This window comes from Pseudonocardia cypriaca (genome assembly GCF_006717045.1).
Classification (GTDB): domain Bacteria; phylum Actinomycetota; class Actinomycetes; order Mycobacteriales; family Pseudonocardiaceae; genus Pseudonocardia; species Pseudonocardia cypriaca.
On the sequence record NZ_VFPH01000001.1, the window covers coordinates 775,929 to 792,580 of the forward strand.

13 protein-coding genes and 2 pseudogenes are annotated in these 16,652 nt (G+C 73.7%); 12 read left to right on the forward strand and 3 right to left on the reverse strand.

Annotation, left to right across the window (positions count from 1 at the left end; genetic code table 11):
• Positions 1–25: 25 nt before the first annotated feature.
• Positions 26–1,642, reverse strand: coding sequence for an MDR family MFS transporter (locus FB388_RS03670; protein ID WP_142096876.1), 1,617 nt, complete (start codon positions 1,640–1,642; stop codon positions 26–28).
• Between the two features lie 138 nt (positions 1,643–1,780).
• On the opposite strand from FB388_RS03670, the pseudogene FB388_RS41030 reads away from it, so the two are divergent.
• Both FB388_RS41030 and FB388_RS40175 read left to right on the forward strand, forming a co-directional pair.
• Positions 1,781–2,341, forward strand: a pseudogene (locus FB388_RS41030) (TetR/AcrR family transcriptional regulator); the annotation flags it as partial.
• 159 nt (positions 2,342–2,500) lie between these two features.
• Positions 2,501–2,719 (forward strand): annotated as a pseudogene (locus FB388_RS40175) (transposase); the annotation flags it as partial.
• A 106-nt stretch (positions 2,720–2,825) separates the two neighbouring features.
• Here FB388_RS40175 and FB388_RS03680 read toward each other — a convergent pair.
• Positions 2,826–3,443: a carboxymuconolactone decarboxylase family protein gene (locus FB388_RS03680; RefSeq protein ID WP_142096881.1), complete on the reverse strand. Its 618-nt coding sequence runs from the start codon at positions 3,441–3,443 to the stop codon at positions 2,826–2,828.
• A gap of 135 nt (positions 3,444–3,578) precedes the next feature.
• Between FB388_RS03680 and FB388_RS03685 the strand changes: the two genes are divergently transcribed.
• The 3 genes from FB388_RS03685 to FB388_RS03695 all read left to right on the forward strand — a co-directional run bounded on the left by FB388_RS03685 (position 3,579) and on the right by FB388_RS03695 (position 7,120).
• Complete coding sequence (locus FB388_RS03685) at positions 3,579–3,917, forward strand: winged helix-turn-helix transcriptional regulator (protein ID WP_246121565.1); 339 nt, start codon at positions 3,579–3,581, stop codon at positions 3,915–3,917.
• Positions 3,918–4,042: 125 nt separating this feature from the next.
• Entirely contained in the window at positions 4,043–5,227 is a 1,185-nt protein-coding gene (locus FB388_RS03690) for an MFS transporter (protein WP_246121567.1), read from the forward strand.
• Between the two features lie 180 nt (positions 5,228–5,407).
• Positions 5,408–7,120: an ATP-binding protein gene (locus tag FB388_RS03695; protein ID WP_246121569.1), complete on the forward strand. Its 1,713-nt coding sequence runs from the start codon at positions 5,408–5,410 to the stop codon at positions 7,118–7,120.
• A 16-nt stretch (positions 7,121–7,136) separates the two neighbouring features.
• On the opposite strand, the gene FB388_RS03700 is transcribed toward FB388_RS03695, so the two are convergent.
• The gene (locus tag FB388_RS03700; protein ID WP_142096890.1) at positions 7,137–7,514 is read right to left on the reverse strand and encodes a VOC family protein; all 378 of its coding nucleotides are present in this window, start codon (positions 7,512–7,514) and stop codon (positions 7,137–7,139) included.
• A gap of 158 nt (positions 7,515–7,672) precedes the next feature.
• On the opposite strand from FB388_RS03700, the gene FB388_RS03705 reads away from it, so the two are divergent.
• From FB388_RS03705 to FB388_RS03735, 7 genes are all read left to right on the forward strand, one after another.
• Positions 7,673–8,143, forward strand: a complete 471-nt coding sequence (locus tag FB388_RS03705) for a hypothetical protein (RefSeq protein WP_142096893.1) — start codon at positions 7,673–7,675, stop codon at positions 8,141–8,143.
• 4 nt (positions 8,144–8,147) lie between these two features.
• Entirely contained in the window at positions 8,148–9,638 is a 1,491-nt protein-coding gene (locus FB388_RS03710) for a multicopper oxidase family protein (protein ID WP_246121571.1), read from the forward strand.
• 89 nt (positions 9,639–9,727) lie between these two features.
• Complete coding sequence (locus FB388_RS03715) at positions 9,728–10,885, forward strand: metallophosphoesterase family protein (protein ID WP_142096895.1); 1,158 nt, start codon at positions 9,728–9,730, stop codon at positions 10,883–10,885.
• Complete coding sequence (locus FB388_RS03720; RefSeq protein ID WP_170225461.1) at positions 10,885–14,259, forward strand: AAA family ATPase; 3,375 nt, start codon at positions 10,885–10,887, stop codon at positions 14,257–14,259. The genes FB388_RS03715 and FB388_RS03720 overlap by 1 nt, the downstream gene beginning before the upstream one ends.
• Before the next feature lie 13 nt (positions 14,260–14,272).
• Entirely contained in the window at positions 14,273–15,223 is a 951-nt protein-coding gene (locus FB388_RS03725; protein ID WP_142096898.1) for a hypothetical protein, read from the forward strand.
• Between the two features lie 72 nt (positions 15,224–15,295).
• On the forward strand, positions 15,296–15,805 hold the full coding sequence (locus FB388_RS03730; RefSeq protein WP_142102526.1) for a bifunctional nuclease family protein: 510 nt from the start codon (positions 15,296–15,298) through the stop codon (positions 15,803–15,805).
• 34 nt (positions 15,806–15,839) lie between these two features.
• Positions 15,840–16,646, forward strand: coding sequence for a DNA-formamidopyrimidine glycosylase family protein (locus tag FB388_RS03735; RefSeq protein ID WP_142096901.1), 807 nt, complete (start codon positions 15,840–15,842; stop codon positions 16,644–16,646).
• Positions 16,647–16,652 lie beyond the last annotated feature (6 nt).

Genomic DNA, 16,652 nt, shown 5'->3' on the forward strand with positions numbered 1-16,652 from the left:
GACGAACGCGCCGTTCGTCGGACTTCTAGTGGGCGACGGGGCGGTCGCCGCCCCCGCCCGGCTTCCCGGACCGCAGGAACAGCGCCAGGAACACACCGACCAACGTGGCCGAGCCGGCGAGGAAGAAGCCGCTGCTGTAGGCCGCCGCCTGGACCTGCCCCGACACCTCCTGGTACAGCGGGAGCAGGCCGGTGGCGCCTTGCTGCTGCAGCTCGGTGAGCTGGGTGTTCGAGCCGGTTTCCAGCAGGGTGGCCCGGTCGGCGATGTACTGCGCGCTGTTGTCCTGGACCATCGCGGTCATCATGGCCAGACCGAGCGCCGAGCTCACGCGCTGCGTGAGGGTGTTGAACGCGCTGCCGCTGTCGGAGACCTCGGGCGGGAGGACGGACAGGCCGCCGGTCATGATCGGCATCATCCCCAGTGCCATCCCGGTGGCCATGACGACCATCCCGAGGATGAGCTCGCCGCGGGTGATGTCGACGTTGATCCGGGACAGCAGCAGGATCCCGGTCCCGACCAGCGCCAGCCCGACGACGGCGGGCCACCGGGCGCCGATCTTGTCGTAGAGCAGGCCGGCGAAGGGCATGAGCAGCATCATCGCGAGGGCCTGCGGCAGCAGGGTCAAGCCGGTGTTCAACGGTGTCCAGCCCTGCGCGTCCTGCAAGAACGACGGGACGTAGAACAGCACCGCGAACAGGCCGATCGACATCGCGCTGATCAGGAGCAGCGAGTTGACGTACGGCCAGTACTTGAACACCCGGATGTCGAGCACGGGGTGCTCGACGTGCAGCTCGACCACGATGAAGAGCGCCATGAACACGGCTGCGCCGAGGAACAGCATCACGGTGCGGTAGTCGGTCCAGCCCCAGTTGTCGCCCTCCTCGAGCGCGAGGAGCAGGGAGAACAGGCTGGCGGCGATGAACCCGAACCCGACGAAGTCGAACGGCTTGCTCTTCTCGGCCGGGAACTTCGTCAGCCAGATGGCGGCCGCGATCGCGCCGAGGATGCCGACCGGCACGTTGATCAGGAAGATCACGCGCCAGTTCGTGTGCTCCACGAGGTAGCCGCCCAGCGTGGGCCCGATGCCTGGTGCGACGACGATGCCCAGCCCGTACATGCCCATCGCCGCACCGAGCTTCTGCGGGGGCACGATGCGGAAGAGGATGGTCATGCAGGTGACCGGGAGGACGCCACCGGGGATCGCCTGCAGGATCCGGAACGCGATCAACCCGCTGAGCCCGGTGGACACGGCGCACAGGAGGGACGCCAGCGTGAAGAGCACGATCAGCGCGACGTAGAGGCGCTTGAGGCCGAACCGCGCGCCGAGCCACGCGCTCGCCGGGACCATGACGCCCTCGGTGAGGCTGTAGGCGGTGCTGATCCACTGGACGCTCTCGATGCTGGCGCCGAGGTCCTTGCGGATCGAGGGGATCGCGACGTTCACGATGCTGAGGTCGAGCACCGACATGAACATGCCGGTGATCAGCACGGCGAGCGGGAGGCCCCACCCCGTCGCCGGGGGAGTGGGCGGCGGCGGAGGGGCCGGCGGCTTGCTGGCCGGCGGAACCGGGCGGCCGCCCGCGCGTCGCTCGTTCGCGGCGACGTCCCCGCGCACGAGCTCGTCGTCCAGCGACTTGGTCATGAACGTGCCCCTCGAGACCCGGAGGTGGTGCCGCGCGACGCTGCCCGACAGATGCGGGGTCCTTCCCCCCTTGAACTGCGGACACTGTACCGACGGAATCGGAGGACCCGCCACGTTTTGTAGATACAATCACGGGCGATGCCTGCTCCTCCTGACACCCGGCCCGGACTGCGCAGCGACGCGCGGCGCAACCGCCGCCGCCTGCTCGAATCCGCTCGGGAGGTCATGCGCGAACAGGGTCTCGACGCCTCGCTGGGGGAGATCGCACGCCGGGCGGGTGTGGGCAACGCCACTCTGTACCGGCACTTCCCGACCCGAGAGGCGCTGTGCGAGGCGGTCTTCGCGGAGTATGGCAGCGAGCTGGAGCAGATCCGCGAGCGCGTGCTGCGGATCCCCGACGCGTGGGATGCCCTGGCGGCCTGGCTCGAGGAGACGTGCACCGCGTTCGCCACCGACCAGGCGTTCGCCGACCTGGTGACCAGGGGCATGCCGCTGTCGCCCGCGCTCAACGAGCTGTGCATGTCCGCGATCGGGTTCTCCGACACCCTGTTCCGCAACGCGCAGCGCCAGGGCGTGATCCGCGCCGACGTCGAGCTGACCGACCTGATGATGGTCACCTACTCGCTGCAGCAGGTGGTCGCCGCCACCGCTCAGGTGGCTCCCGACGCGTGGCGGCGCCACCTCGCCATCGCCCTCGACGGGCTCCGGCCCCGCGAGGGCGCCGCCCTGCCGCCCGTCGCCATCACGCTCGAGCAGCTCATCGCGATCGGTGAGCGCCCGCAGCACCGTCGTCCCGTCGAACGGGTCCTCACGGCCGAGCAGCGACTCCCGCACTCCGGCCGTGATCGGGCTCCCGCGATCAGCGACGAGCTGTGGGAGCTCATCGAGCCCGAGCTCCCGTCGAGCGAGGGTCGCCGGGGGCGGCCGTGGCGGGACCACCGCCAGACCCTCGAGGCCATCCTCTGGCGCTACCGCACGGGATGCCCGTGGCGGGACCTGCCCCCCGAGTTCGGCCCGTGGCAGACGTTGTGGAAGCGGCATCGGCGCTGGTCGACCGACGGCGTATACCAGCGGATCCTGGAGCGGCTGGTGCAGAGCTAGGCATCTGTTCGGCCACGTCGGCGGCGGTCAGCGCGACGGGGTCGGCCCCGACGAGGGCCAGGGCGCGCGTTCCGCACCGTCCCTAACCGGTGACGGCGCGCAGCTCCGCGTACCGCTCCTTGAGGGCGCGGTCCTTGTTGATCGGGTTCTGGGCCTCGTCCGGCTCGACGCCCGCCTCGACGGCGATCTGGTTCATCCGGCCGAGCATGCGGACCAGGTGGGCGATCCGGGCCTCGTCGACGTCGACGGGCCGGGTGAGGTCGGCGGCGAGCGCGAGCGTGCGGTCGACCCAGAGCGTCTCGGCGTGCAGCCCGGCCTCCTGCAGGACCCGGCGCAGGCGTTGCCCCAGCTCGCGGACCGGCACGTCGTGCCAGCCGGCGAGCGTGCGGGCGTCGACGGGGAAGAGCCGCCCGCGGTCGCGCAGGTAGATCAGCTCGAGGGCGAAGGCGTGGCCGTAGGCGCAGTACGTGCAGCCGTTGTGCAGGGAGATGGCCACTGCGGCGAGGTGGGTGCGCAGCGGGCCCAGTACCTGCATGGTCCACAGCAGGCGGGGCATGTTGGCCGCGAACCAGGTCACGGAGCGGCCCGGCCCCAGGTTGCGGACGACGTGGGGGATCATCCGCGGCGCGAAGCCCCACATCATCCGGCACATGGACTCGAGCAGCCGGGTGACGAGACCCTCGAGCTCTGCGCGCGACATGCGAGCTCCTCACGACGGGTGATCAGTAGGTTACCTAACGGCACCAGTCGGAGGTAGACCGAGGTCCATGGTCCTTTTCCCGGATTAGGGGCTTACGGTTTGTGGGGTGACTTATCTTTCGTTAGTGTCCCCGGCGTGGACGTCACCGACACCGCCTTCTGTCCGCGCTACCACAAGGCCGTCGAGCTCATCGGCAAGCGCTGGACCGGGGCGATCCTGCGGGCGATGCTGCTGGACGTCACCCGGTTCGCCGACCTGCGCGAGGTCGTACCGGGGCTCTCCGACCGCATGCTCACCGAGCGGCTCAAGGAGCTGCAGGAGGAGGGCATCGTCGAGCGGATCGTCCACCCGGAGACCCCGGTGCGGATCGAGTACCGGCTCACCGAGAAGGGGCGCGAGCTGCACGACGCCGTGTACGCCCTGAGCCGGTGGGCCGACCGCTGGATCCCGCTGGAAGCCACGGCGTCCACCTGATCCCACTCCGATGACATCCGCCGGCGGGGCGTCGCGCCCCGCCGGCTGAACACACCTGTCCCTCGAACCCGGCCATCCGGCGCGGGTCGATCCGTCCTGCCCGGAAACGGAGGTCCGTCATGTCCATGACCACTCCCCAACGTGGGGAGACCGACCGCCCGACGCCCCGGATGTGGCTCGGCGTGCTCACCGTCTCGGTCGGCATCTTCTCGATGATCACGGTCGAGCAACTGCCCGTCGGTCTGATCCCGGCCATCGCGGGCGAGCTGGCCGTCTCGACGGGCACCGCGGGCCAGACCGTCACCGCGCCGGGCCTGATCGCGGCCTTCGCGTCGATCGGGATCCCGCTCCTCGTCGGCCGGCTGGACCGGCGGGTGCTGCTGGCCGTCCTGCTCGCGGTGATGGCCGCTGCGAGTGCGGTCTCGGCGCTCGCCCCGAACTACGGCGTGCTGATCGGGTCGCGGATGCTCGTCGGGATCACCATCGGCGGCTTCTGGGCGATCGCGGGCAGCCTCGCGATGCGGCTCGTTCCCGGGCCGTACGTGCCGCGGGCGATGGTGCTGATCTTCGGTGGGGTGAGCGTCGCGGCCGTGCTCGGCGTGCCGGCCGGGACGATCCTCGGGGAGTGGCTGGGCTGGCGGGCGGCGTTCGGCGCCCTCGGCGGGCTCTCCGCCGTCGTCCTCGTCGTCGTCCTCGTCTTCCTGCCCCGCCTGCCGGCCGCCGAGCCGGTGCGCCCGCGCGCACTGCTGGCGCAGCTGCGCAACCCGGGGCTGGTCGCGGGCATCGTCGCCACCGGGTTGCTGGTGGCCGGCCACTACGGCGCCTACACGTTCGTCAGCCCCGCGCTGCTCGACGTCTCCGGCGTCCCCGCCGGGATCATCGGCGTGCTGCTGCTGGGCTACGGCGTCCTCGGGATGGTGGCGAACGTGCTCGCCGGGCCGCGGGCGGCGCGCTCGCCGGGCCGCACCGCCGCCGTGATCGCCGTCGTCCTGGGAGCGACCCTCGCGCTCTTCCCGGTGCTCGGCGCGAGCCCGTGGGGCGGCGCCGCCCTGCTCCTGGTGTGGGGCCTCGCCTACGGCGGGGCGCCGGTGACGCTGCAGACCTGGGTGATGACGGCGGCGCCGAACAGTGCGGAGGCGGCCACCGCCGTCTACTGCTTCGTGTTCAACCTGGCCATCGCCGTGGGGGCGGCGGCGAGCGGCCTGGTGGTGGACGCGCTCGGCGTGCCGAGCGTGCTGTGGCTCGGGGCGGTGCTGGTGCTGCTCGTCATGGTGACGGTGCGGCGGGCGCCGGCCCGGGCGCGCCCCTGATCCCCTGCGAGTTCCGACGAGCGGCGCGTTCGTCGGATAGGTACCGACCAACGCGCCGTTCGTCGGAAGGGGGGCGCCGCGCCCGGCGGGGCGCGGCCTCCCCCGTCCCGCCGGTCGCTATCGTCGACCCCGAGCCTTGGAGGAGCCCTGTCCCAACCACCTGCTCCCGCCGTCGGCCGCGTGGTCGGCACGGAGGACTCCACGCCGCTGCAGTTCAGCGTGGCGCTCGCGCCCGAGCAGTACCTGCAGCTGGACGACGTCGTCGTCACCGTGCGCCAGGTGCCGGGCATCGGGCCGGTGATGACGGCGGGCGTCGTCACCGAGGTGCGGGCGCGGCACGAGGGCGCGACGTTCGGCTCGGACGTCTTCCTCATCGCGGACGGGGTGCTGCCCGCGCAGGTGCAGGAGATCGCCGAGGTCACCACCACGCGGGTGGAGCCGGAGTGCTACGTGCCGCCGACCCCCGGCTCGATCGCGAGCCGGGCGACCGGGGAGGAACGGGCGCGGGCGCTGTACTTCGACCAGATGGACCTCAAGGTGCCGGTCGGGCTCGGCCGTGACGGCGACCCGATCTACGTCAACCTGGAGTTCCTCGACGGGACCCGCGGGGGCCACGTCTCGATCAGCGGCATCTCCGGCGTCGCGACGAAGACCAGCTTCGCGCTCTTCCTGCTCTACTCGATCTTCCGCAGCGGGGTGCTCGGGCGCCGGTCGGTGAACGCGAAGGCGCTGGTGTTCAGCGTGAAGGGCGAGGACCTGCTCTTCCTCGACCACGCCAACACCAGGCTGGACGAGGACCTGATGTCCGCGTACGCGACGGTCGGGCTGCCCGCCGGGCCGTTCTCGTCGGCCGGCTTCTTCGCGCCGCCCATCCCGGACGACCTGTCCGGGCGCCCGTTCGTGTCGGGTCGCACCAGCGGGGTGAGCGCGTTCTGGTGGACGCTCGCCGAGTTCTGCGCCGAGGAGCTGCTGCCCTACGTCTTCGCCGACGCCGAGGACGAGCGCAACCAGTACACGATGGTGATCCACCAGGTCGCGGCCAAGCTGCGGCGCGAGGCCACCCCGGTCGCGGACGGCGCGATCGTGCTCGGCGGGCAGGTGCTGCGCACCTACGACGACCTGGTCGAGTTCGTCTCCGACCGGCTCACCGACGAGGACGAGCGCCGCGACTGGGCCGGTCCGGTCACCGGCACCGGCACGATCAACGCGTTCCTGCGGCGGCTGCGCTCGAGCCTGCGCCCGCTGCGCTCGATCGTGCGCGGCGACCTCACCGACTCACCGGGGCGCCGGGTCAGCACCGACGCCCACCAGGTCACGGTCGTCGACCTGCACAACCTCCCCGAGCGCGCACAGCGGTTCGTCGTGGGTGTGGTGCTCGCGGCGGAGACCCGCAAGAAGGAGGCGGCCGGGCCGGGCGGGCTGCTCTTCACCATGATCGACGAGCTGAACAAGTACGCACCGCGCGAGGGCTCCAGCCCGATCAAGGAGGTGCTGCTCGACATCGCCGAACGCGGCCGCTCGCTGGGCATCATCCTCATCGGCGCGCAGCAGACGGCGAGCGAGGTCGAGCGGCGGATCGTGTCCAACTCGTCGGTGAAGGTCGTCGGGCGGCTCGACCCCGCGGAGGCGGGGCGGCCGGAGTACGGCTTCCTGCCCCCGTCGCAGCGGCAGCGGGCCACGCTCGCCAAGCCCGGCACGATGTTCGTCTCGCAGCCGGAGATCCCGGTGCCGCTCGCGGTCGAGTTCCCGTTCCCCGCGTGGGCGACCCGGCTTTCGGAGTCGGCCGGGCCGCCACCCAGCACGAACGGCCACACCAACGGCGCGGCACCGCGTGACCCGTTCGCCCGGCTCCCCGCGGCCCCGGCGGACGAGGACGACGACGCGCCCTTCTAGTGCCCCGGCACCGGTGTCAGGCGTTCTCCCACAGGCCGAGCGTGTTGCCCTCGGGGTCGGTGAAGTAGGCGAACGCGCCCATCCCGGGGATCTCGGTGCGCGGGCGCACGACCTTCCCGCCCGCCGCCTCGACCTGCTCGAGCGACCGGTCGATCGACTCGACGTCGATGGTGATCACCGGCGTCGGGGTCTCGCCGGACCGGCGCATGAGGCCGCCGTTGATCGCCCCCGGCGACGTGGGCATCTGGGTGGCCTCGTCGACGTCGGTGGTCCGGACGATCGTGTAGTCCATCTCCGGCATGTCCTGCAGCTGCCAGTCGAAGATCGAGCTGTAGAACTCCTTCGCCCGTGCTACGTCATCGGCGGGGATCTCGAAGTGCACGACGCTGCGCATGGCGTCGCTTCTACTCCTGCCGCGCGGGCTTGACCAGTCCCGCTCACCCGGTCGCCCGCTTCCCCGACACGATCGGATCACCGCTGCTCAGAGCCGCTAACGCGGCCTGGACCATCCGCGAGTTGCCTGCAACATCCCTGCGGCCGAAGGGACGGCCAATGAAGTCTGTGTACCGCGTCCTCGCCTACCTGATCGCGCTCGAGGTCGTGATCCAGGCGGCGGCGATCGCGTTCGCCGTCGCGGGCCTCGGCAAATGGGTCATGGAAGGCGGTGTGCTCGACGCCGCCGCGATGGAGAGCGAGACGACCGAGTTCACCGGGATCGCCGGGTTCATGATCCACGGCATCAACGGCCAGATGATCGTGCCGCTGATCGCGCTGCTCCTGCTGGTCTCCTCGTTCTTCGCGAGGATCCCGGGCGGCGTGATGTGGGCCGGGCTCGTGCTGCTGACGGTCGTGGTCCAGGTGCTGCTGGGGATCTTCGGACACGGCGCGCCCGTGCTCGGGTTGCTGCACGGGGCCGTCGCGCTCGTGCTGTTCTCGTTCGCCGTGATCGCCGCCCGCAAGTCCGAGGCGTCGCTCGGCGGGCTGGAGCGCACCCCCGCGCGCGGTACCGCCGGCGTCGCGTAACCCGTTGCTCGCCCCACCCGAGACCCCCGCGTCCGGCCTCGTCGTGACGCCGTCGCGGCGGGAGCGGCGCCGCCTGGTCACGGCCTGCGTCGCCGCTCTCGTCGTGCTCGCGCCGCTTGCCTACCTGTGGCAGGCCAGCCTGCTGCCCGGTACCTACTCGGTGACCGAGATGGGGATCGGCGACGACGGGCGGGGCGGCGGGCACGAGGGGCACGCCGGGCCTGCGGCGACCGGGGGCCGGAGCGTCGACTCGCTGACCGAGCCGTCTCCCGAGCCCGCCGACGTGCGGGTGGAGCTGGTCGCGCGCGAGGAGCCGTTCCGGCTCGCGTCCGGCGAGGAGGTGGAGGGCTACACGCTGAACGGCACGTCGCCCGGCCCGGAGATCCGCGCCGAGCTCGGCCAGCTCGTGGAGGTCCGGCTGGTCAACGAGTCGGTGCCGGCCGGCGTGACCCTGCACTGGCACGGCCTCGACGTGCCGAACGCCGCCGACGGCGTAGCGGGCGTCACGCAGGACGCCGTGCCGGTCGGCGGTTCGTTCACCTACCGGTTCCGGGCGGACCAGGCGGGCACCTTCTGGTACCACTCCCACCAGGTCTCGCACGTCCAGGTGCTGCGGGGGCTCCTGGGTGCGCTCGTGGTGACCCCGCCCGGTGGGGTCGGCGCCACCGACGCGCTCGCCCTCGTCCACCTGTACGGCGGCACGCGCACCGTGAACGGGCGCAGCGGGGAGACCCGCGTGACCGCCGCGCCGGGCGAGCGGGTGCGCGTGCGCGTCGTGAACACCGACAACGGGCCGATGTCGGCGTGGGTGCCGGGCAAGCCGTTCCGGGTGCTCGCGGTGGACGGCACCGATGTGCACGAGCCGGGCGAGGTGCGCGACGAGGCCGTCGTGGTGACCGGCGGCGCCCGGGTCGACCTTGAGGTCGTGGCGCCGGCCCGGATCGACTTGGGTGGCGCGTCCGTGGTGGTCGGCGAGCAGGCGCCGCCGGCAGCGCCGCGCCCGGCGTCCGCGCTGGACCTGCTCACCTACGGCGCGCCCGCCCCGCTGGGCTTCGACCCGGCCGCGGCCACCCGGTCGTTCGACTACGTGATCGGCCGCAGCCCCGGCTTCCTCGACGGCTACCCCGGCATGTGGTGGACGATCAACGGCCACATGTACCCCGACGTCCCGATGTACATGGTGGCCGAGGGCGACGTCGTGCGGATGCGGCTGGAGAACCGCAGCGGTGAGGGCCATCCCATGCACCTGCACGGCCACCACGCCGTGGTGCTGTCGCGCGACGGCGTGCCGGCCACCGGCAGCCCGTGGTGGGTCGACTCCCTCGAGGTCGGCGACGGCGAGACCTACGAGATCGCCTTCGTGGCCGACAACCCCGGCGTGTGGACCGACCACTGCCACAACCTCCCCCACGCGGTCGAGGGGCTGGTTGCGCACCTGATGTACGAGGGCGTGACGACGCCGTACCGGATCGGCGGTCCCAACACGCCGGAGTGAGGGCCTCTCGGCGCACGCGAACGTGTGTTCGGCCGACGCACCGGCGCGCGTCCCCGGACGCGCCGGGCATCACCCTTACGATCCGCCCGATGCGACTGCTGCACACGTCCGACTGGCACGTCGGCAAGACGCTCAAGGGCCGCTCCCGGCTCGACGAGCAGGAGCAGGTGCTCCGCGAGATCGTCGGCATCGCCCGGGAGCACGAGGTCGACGCTGTTCTCGTGGCTGGCGACCTCTACGACACCGCGGCGCCGTCGGCGCAGGCCCAGCACCTGGTGGTCCGCACGCTGATGGGGCTCGCCCGCGACCGCACCGAGGTCATCGCGATCGCCGGCAACCACGACCACCCCGCCGCCATCGACGCCTACCGGCCTCTCGCCGGTGCCGCCGGCATCACGCTGGTCGGCACGCCGCGCACGGCCACGCGGGGCGGCGTCGTGGAGTTCACCGCCAAGTCCACGGGGGAGCGGGCCACCGTCGCGGTGCTGCCGTTCCTGTCGCAGCGCTACGCCGTGCGCGCCGCCGAGCTCGTGGCCAACACGCCCGCGGAGAACACCGGGGCATACGACCAGCAGCTGCGCGACATCCTCGGCACGCTCACCGCCGGCTTCCGCGACGACTCGGTCAACCTCGTGATGGCCCACCTCACCGTGCTGAACGGCGTGTTCGGCGGCGGCGAGCGGGCCGCGCAGTCGATCTTCGAGTACGCCGTGCCGGCCACGATCTTCCCGATCGAGTCGCACTACGTCGCGCTCGGGCACCTGCACCGCCGCCAGCGCATCGACGCCCCGTGCCCCGTGCACTACTGCGGCGCGCCGCTGGCCATCGACTTCGGCGAGCAGGACAACACGTCCGTCGTCTGCCTGGTCGAAGCCTCGCCCGGTACTCCCGCCCAGGTCACCGACATCCCGATCACATCGGGACGCAGGCTGCGCACGGTTCGCGGCACCGTCGCCGAGCTGGCGGCGCTCGCGGAGAAGGCGGGCGACGACTTCCTCCGCGTCTGGGTGCGCGAGCCCGCCCGCGCCGGGCTGCGCGAGGAGGTGGTGGCGTTGCTGCCGAACGCCCTGGAGGTGCGGATCGACCCGGAGTTCACCGCGCCCGTCGCCGCGTCCCGGCCGTCCTCCGGTCCGGAGCGCTCGCCGTCGGAGCTGTTCCGGGAGTACCTCGGAACCCGCAACGTGGCCGACCCCCGCGTCGAGCAGCTGTTCGCGCGGCTGCACGACCGGGTGACGGGAGCGAGCTGATGCGTCCGGTCCTGCTGGAGATGGCGGGCTTCGGCTCGTTCCGCGAGCCCACCACCGTCGACTTCACCGGCGCCGACTACTTCGCCTTCGTCGGCCCCACGGGTGCCGGCAAGTCCACGGTGATCGACGCGATCACGTTCGCGCTGTACGGGTCGGTGCCGCGCTGGGACAACAGCCGCACGGTGGCGCTCGCCCTCGCGCCGACGGTCAACCGCGGCACCGTCCGCCTCGTGTTCGACGTGGGCGGCGCCCGCTACGTGGCGGCGCGCGAGCTGCGGCGGGCGGCGAGCGGTGGCGTCTCGGTGCGCGGCGCGCGGCTGGAGAAGCTGCGCGACCCGTCCGGCACCGGTGGCCCAGACGAGGAGAGCGAGCCGCTCGCCGACGGCGCAGGTCCGGTCACGAAGGCCGTCGAGGAGCTGCTCGGGCTGCCGTTCGGCGACTTCTGCACGTGCGTGGTGCTGCCGCAGGGCGAGTTCGCCGAGTTCCTGCACACCGAGCCGCGCAAGCGCCAGGAGAAGCTGGTGCGCATCCTCGGGCTCGGCGTCTACGACGTGATCGCGCGCGAGGCCAACAGCGAGGCGGCGGCCCAGCGCCAGCGCGCCGAGGTGCTCGCGGGAGAGCTCTCCGGCTACGCCGACGCCACCGAGGAGGCCGAGCAGGCAGCCGCCGGGCGGGTGGCCGAGCTCGCAGACCTGGCCGAGCGGGTCGACGCGGCCGTGCCGGAGCTCGCCGCGGCGTCGGCGGCGCTCGACGTCACCGAGGCAGGGGCCGGTCAGCTGCGCGCCGAGCGGGAGCGGCTGGCCGCGCTCGCCGTGCCCGACGGCCTGGCCGACCTGGACGCCCGGCACCGAACCGCCGCCGAGCAGCGAGCGCTGGCCGCCGAGCGGGCCGGCGAGGCCGAGGCCACCGACACCGCGGCCCGCGAGCGGCTCGCCGCAGCGCCCGCCCGCGGGCCCCTCGAACAGGCGCGCCGGGACCACGCCGAGCTGGCCACGCTCACCGCCGAGCTGCCCGGGGCGCGCGAGCGGCACGAGAAGGCCGCAGCGGCCTACACCACCGCCGCGAACGACGCCGCCGACGCCCGCGCGGGCATGGAGGAGGCCCGGACGGCCCGCGATGCCGCGGCCGCGCTGCTGGTCGAGCGGCAGGACGCGGTGCGCAGGCTCATCGCGGAGCGCGACGCCCTGCGCGCGCTCGCCGTGCCCACCGGGCTGGACGCCCTGCAGCAGCGCCGCGCCGCCGCCGACGCTGCTCTCGTCGATGCCACCTCGGCGCTGCAGCTCGCGGAGACCACCGACGCCGCGGCGCGCGCCGCGCTCGCCGCCGCCCCGGCCAGGGGGCCCCTGGAGCAGGCGCTGCGCGACCGGCGCGAGCTCGACCGCATCGAGGCCGACCGCGCCACCGCGGCGATGCAGGCCCACGCGGCGGAGCAGGCCGCGCAGGCGGCGGTCGTCGCCCTCGCAGAGGCCCGGCACCGGCTCGACCACGCCCAGGAGCGGCACCGGCTCGCCCTGCGCGCCGACCTCGCGGCCACGCTGCGACCCGCGCTCACCGTCGGCGACTCGTGCCCGGTGTGCGCGCAGGCCGTGGCCACCCTGCCGCCGCCCGCCGCACCGAGCGACGATCTCGCCGCCGCCGAGCAAGCGGTGGCCGCGGCCTCCCACGCCCTCGACGAGGCGCGGCGGGACGAGGCCGCGACGGTCTCCGTGCGGGAGCGCGTCCGGGGCGAGGTGGAGCGGCTCGACGCCGAGGTGGCGCGGTTGCGGTCGACGCTCGCAGACGTGCTGCCCGGTGGCGCTCCGGCGTCGGACGACGGCGGGCTGTTCCCGGTCGAAGCCGGTGCATCGATTCCCGGTGTCGGCGATCTGCATGCGGTGCTGGCCGACCTCGACCGGCTCGGCCGCGAGGCAGAGGAGGCGGCCGAGGACGTCCGGAGCGCGCGGCGGGCCCGGGACGCCGCCGCGGCGGCCGTCGAGGACCTGCGGGCCGAGGTCCAGGCGGCCGCAGCCGGACTGCGGGCCGCCCGCGACCCGCTCGTGCCGTTCGGCGCGCCCGCCCCGGCAGACACCGACGTGCTCGCCGGCTGGACCGCGCTCGTCGACTGGGCTCGCGCCGAGAGCGCCGCCCGCGAGAGCGCCCTGCCCGCTGCCCGCGCGGCCGTCGCCGACGCCGAGCAGCAGCGGGACACCACCGAGCGGGCCTGGCGGGCCGCCGAGCGGGCCGCCGCCGAGCGGCACCGCGACGAGACCGCCGCCGCGCGGGCCGAGCAGGAGGCCCGCAGCGCCCTCGACATCGCGGAACGGCGGACCGCCCAGCTGCAGGCCGCGCTGCGCGACGCGCCGTCCGACCAGGACGCGGCCGCGGTCCTGGAACGGCTCGACGCGCTCGAGGCCGCCGTCCGCGAGGCCGACGCGCGGCTGCGCGCGGCCCGCGCCGCCCTGCGTTCCGCGGAACACACCTCCACCGACGTCGCCCGCGAGGTCACGGCCGCGTGGAACGCGCTCCGCGCGGCGCGCGACCCCCTCGTCCCGCTCGGCGCGCCGGCCGTGGGCGGCGACGAGCTGCTCGCCGCCTGGCAGGAGCTCACCGGCTGGGCGCACCGGGAGGCCGAGGCGCGCGCCGGGCGCCTGGCCGAGGCGGCGACGGCCGCACATGACGCCCGGGAGGCCCGCGACCGCGTCGAGCGCCGGATCGCCGACGACCTGGCCGCCCACCAGGTGTCCGCCGCCGCCCCGCTCGGCGGTACGGCACCGGCCGCCGTCGCCGCGGCGCTCGCCCGGGCACGTTCGGCCCAGGAACGGGTGGCGGAGCGGCGGGCCACGGCGGAGCGGATCCGCGCCGACCGCGACGAGGCCGAGTCGGCCCAGCAGGTCGCCAAGCTCCTCGGCAACCTCCTGCGCTCCGACGGCTTCCCGCGCTGGCTCGTCGCCTCCGCGCTGGACGCGCTGGTGGCCGACGCGTCGGAGAGCCTCTTGGAGCTGTCGGGCGGCCAGTTCGCGCTCACCCACGAGGGCGGCGAGTTCCTCGTCATCGACCACGCCGACGCCGACGCGCGCCGCCCCGTCAAGACCCTGTCCGGCGGCGAGACGTTCCAGGCGAGCCTCGCGCTCGCGCTGGCGTTGTCGGCGCAGATGACGGGGCTGGCCGCGCAGGGCGCCGCCCGCCTGGAGTCGATCTTCCTGGACGAGGGCTTCGGCACGCTGGACGAGGCCAACCTCGACGTCGTCGCGAGCACCCTGGAGAACCTCGCCACCCGCGGCGACCGGATGGTCGGCGTGGTCACCCACGTACCCGCGCTGGCCGAACGCGTGCCGGTGCGGTTCGTGGTGAGCCGTGACCAGCGCACGTCGAGCGTCGTCAGGGAGTCGCTGTGACTTCGGAGGTGCTGTGAGGTTCGCCGTCGACCCCTGGGACCCCTCCTACGGCACCAGCCTGGACACCGAGCTCGGCGAGTCGGCCGCGCAGGTCGCGCTCGACGTCGAGCTGCCGTGCGCGGAGTGGCAGCCGATCGACCCGGACCCATCGGCCGTCCCGCCGGACGCCGTGTTGTTCGTGGACGGTGTGCGCCGCGTCGACGCGCAGCTATGGGTGGAGGACGGAGGCCATGACGCGTCCCCCGCGCTGTGCGCCTCGTACGCGGCAGGCGTGGTCTGCTGCTGCCGGGACGGTGGCGCGCACCTGCTCACCTCCGAGGTCCGGCGCGGCCTGTTCACCACCGCCGAGTCCGCCGACGACGTGCGCACCGTGGCCGGGACCTACAAGGCCACCCGCACCGCGCCCCATCCGGACGTCGCGCCCGCGCAGCTGCTCAGCCTCGCCGTGCAGCGGGAGCTGGCCGACACGGAGCTCGCCGCGGCCGCCGCCGCCCGCAGTGGTCACGGGGTGGCCGACGACCTGCTCGTCGTCGACGGTCCGCTGCGCGGGCGGCAGCACCTGCCGCGGGTGATCGGTTTCGTCAAGACCCACCGCAGCGACTACCTGCCGCCGCAGCTGGGTGGGGTGGTAGCCGCGCTCCGGACGGGGCAGCGCACCCCGGTGTTCCGGCTCGGCAGCTCGTGGGAGCGCCACACCTGGTACCTGCGGCTGCCCTGCCGGCCGGGGGCGCCGTGGGCGGGAGTCGTGCGCGTGGAGTGCAGCGCGGACCTCTCCGCTGCCGAGGCCGTGGCGCACGCGGCGCGGAGCCAGGTGACCCTGCCGAGGTTCGCCTCCACCGAGTACAAGGACTCCCGCGCGCCGCAGAACCTGTATCCGATCGCCGGGTTGGAACGGGAGCTGCGCCGCAGGTTGGGCGAACCGAACCTCCTCTACCGTGCACTCCGGAGGGCCGCGGCCGCCTGACTCCGGTTGACGCGGCGTGCCGGGCGGGGAACCGTGGAGTCCGGAGCCCGGAAGGGGGTCGCTGTGCAGGAGATGCGGGTGGTCGCGCTCGGCAGGGACCCGATGGCGGTGCAACCGGTACTGCTGCTGCAGGAGACCGGTGGCAGGCGGCGGGTGCTGCCGGTGTGGGTGGGCGTGCCGGAGGCCACGGCCATCGAGCTCGCCCGCAGGCACGTCGAGCTGCCACGCCCCCAGACCCACCAGCTGATCCTCGACGTCGTGCGCGCGTTCAGCAGGCGGCTGCAGCTGGTGCGCATCACGATGCTGCGCGACAGCGTCTTCCACGCCGAGCTCGTGTTCGACGGGGAGACCCGCGTGTCGGCCCGGGTGAGCGACGCGGTGGCGATGGCGCTGCACGTCGGCGCCCGGATCGAGGCCGAGGACGCCGTGCTCGACGAGGCCGCGGTGGCGGAGGTCGGCATGGTGGGCCCCGGCGACGACGAGGAGGCGTCCGGCGAGACGCCGTCGGAGCACGAGGAGCTGGAACGCTTCCGGCGGTTCCTGGACGACGCATCGCCCGAGGACTTCGGCGGCTCCGGCTGACGCCCGCCGCCCCTGGACGTTCAAACTGGGGAGCGTGCCCGAGCTACCCGAAGTGGAACGCGCACGCCAGGCGATCGAGGCCGCGCTCGACCGGAAGATCAGCGCCGTCGACGACGGCGACGAGTGGGTGTGCCGGCCGCACCGGCCGGGGGACATCGCAGGTGCCCTCGCCGGGGGACGGCTCGTCGCCGCACACCGGCGGGGCAAGACGATGTGGTGCGACACGACCGGGGCGGACGGCGAGCCCGGGCCCCGGCTCGGCGTCCACCTCGGGATGGGCGGCTGGATCGTCGTCGAGAGCGACGACGGCGAGCGCGTCGGCGGCGAGCCCTTCCGCCCCGAACCGGACGCGATCCGGCCCGAGTGGGAGCGGTTCTCGATCACCTTCGCCGACGGCGGGCGGCTGCGGCTGCTCGACAAGCGCAGGCTCGGCCGGGTGCGCCTCGAACCCGACGTCGACGCCCTCGGCCCGGACGCCCTGACGATCTCGCAGGCCGAGTTCCGGGAGCGCGTCGGGCGTGGCAAGTCGCCGGTGAAGGCACGCCTACAGGACCAGGGCGTGCTGGCCGGTGTGGGCAACCTGCTCGCCGACGAGGTGCTGTGGCAGGCCCGTATCCCGCCGCGCACGCCGGTCGGCCAGTTGGGCGACGACGTCCTCGACCGGCTGCACGCGACGATGCGCCGCACCGTCGAGGCGGCGATCGCGAACGGTGGCGCTCACACCGGGCAGGTGATCCCGTTCCGCAAGGCCGGCGCCGGCTGCCCGCGCTGCGGCGCGCCGATGGAGCGGGGGCAGGTCGGCGGCCGGACGACGTGGTGGTGTTCCGCGGAACAGGTGTGAGGCCGT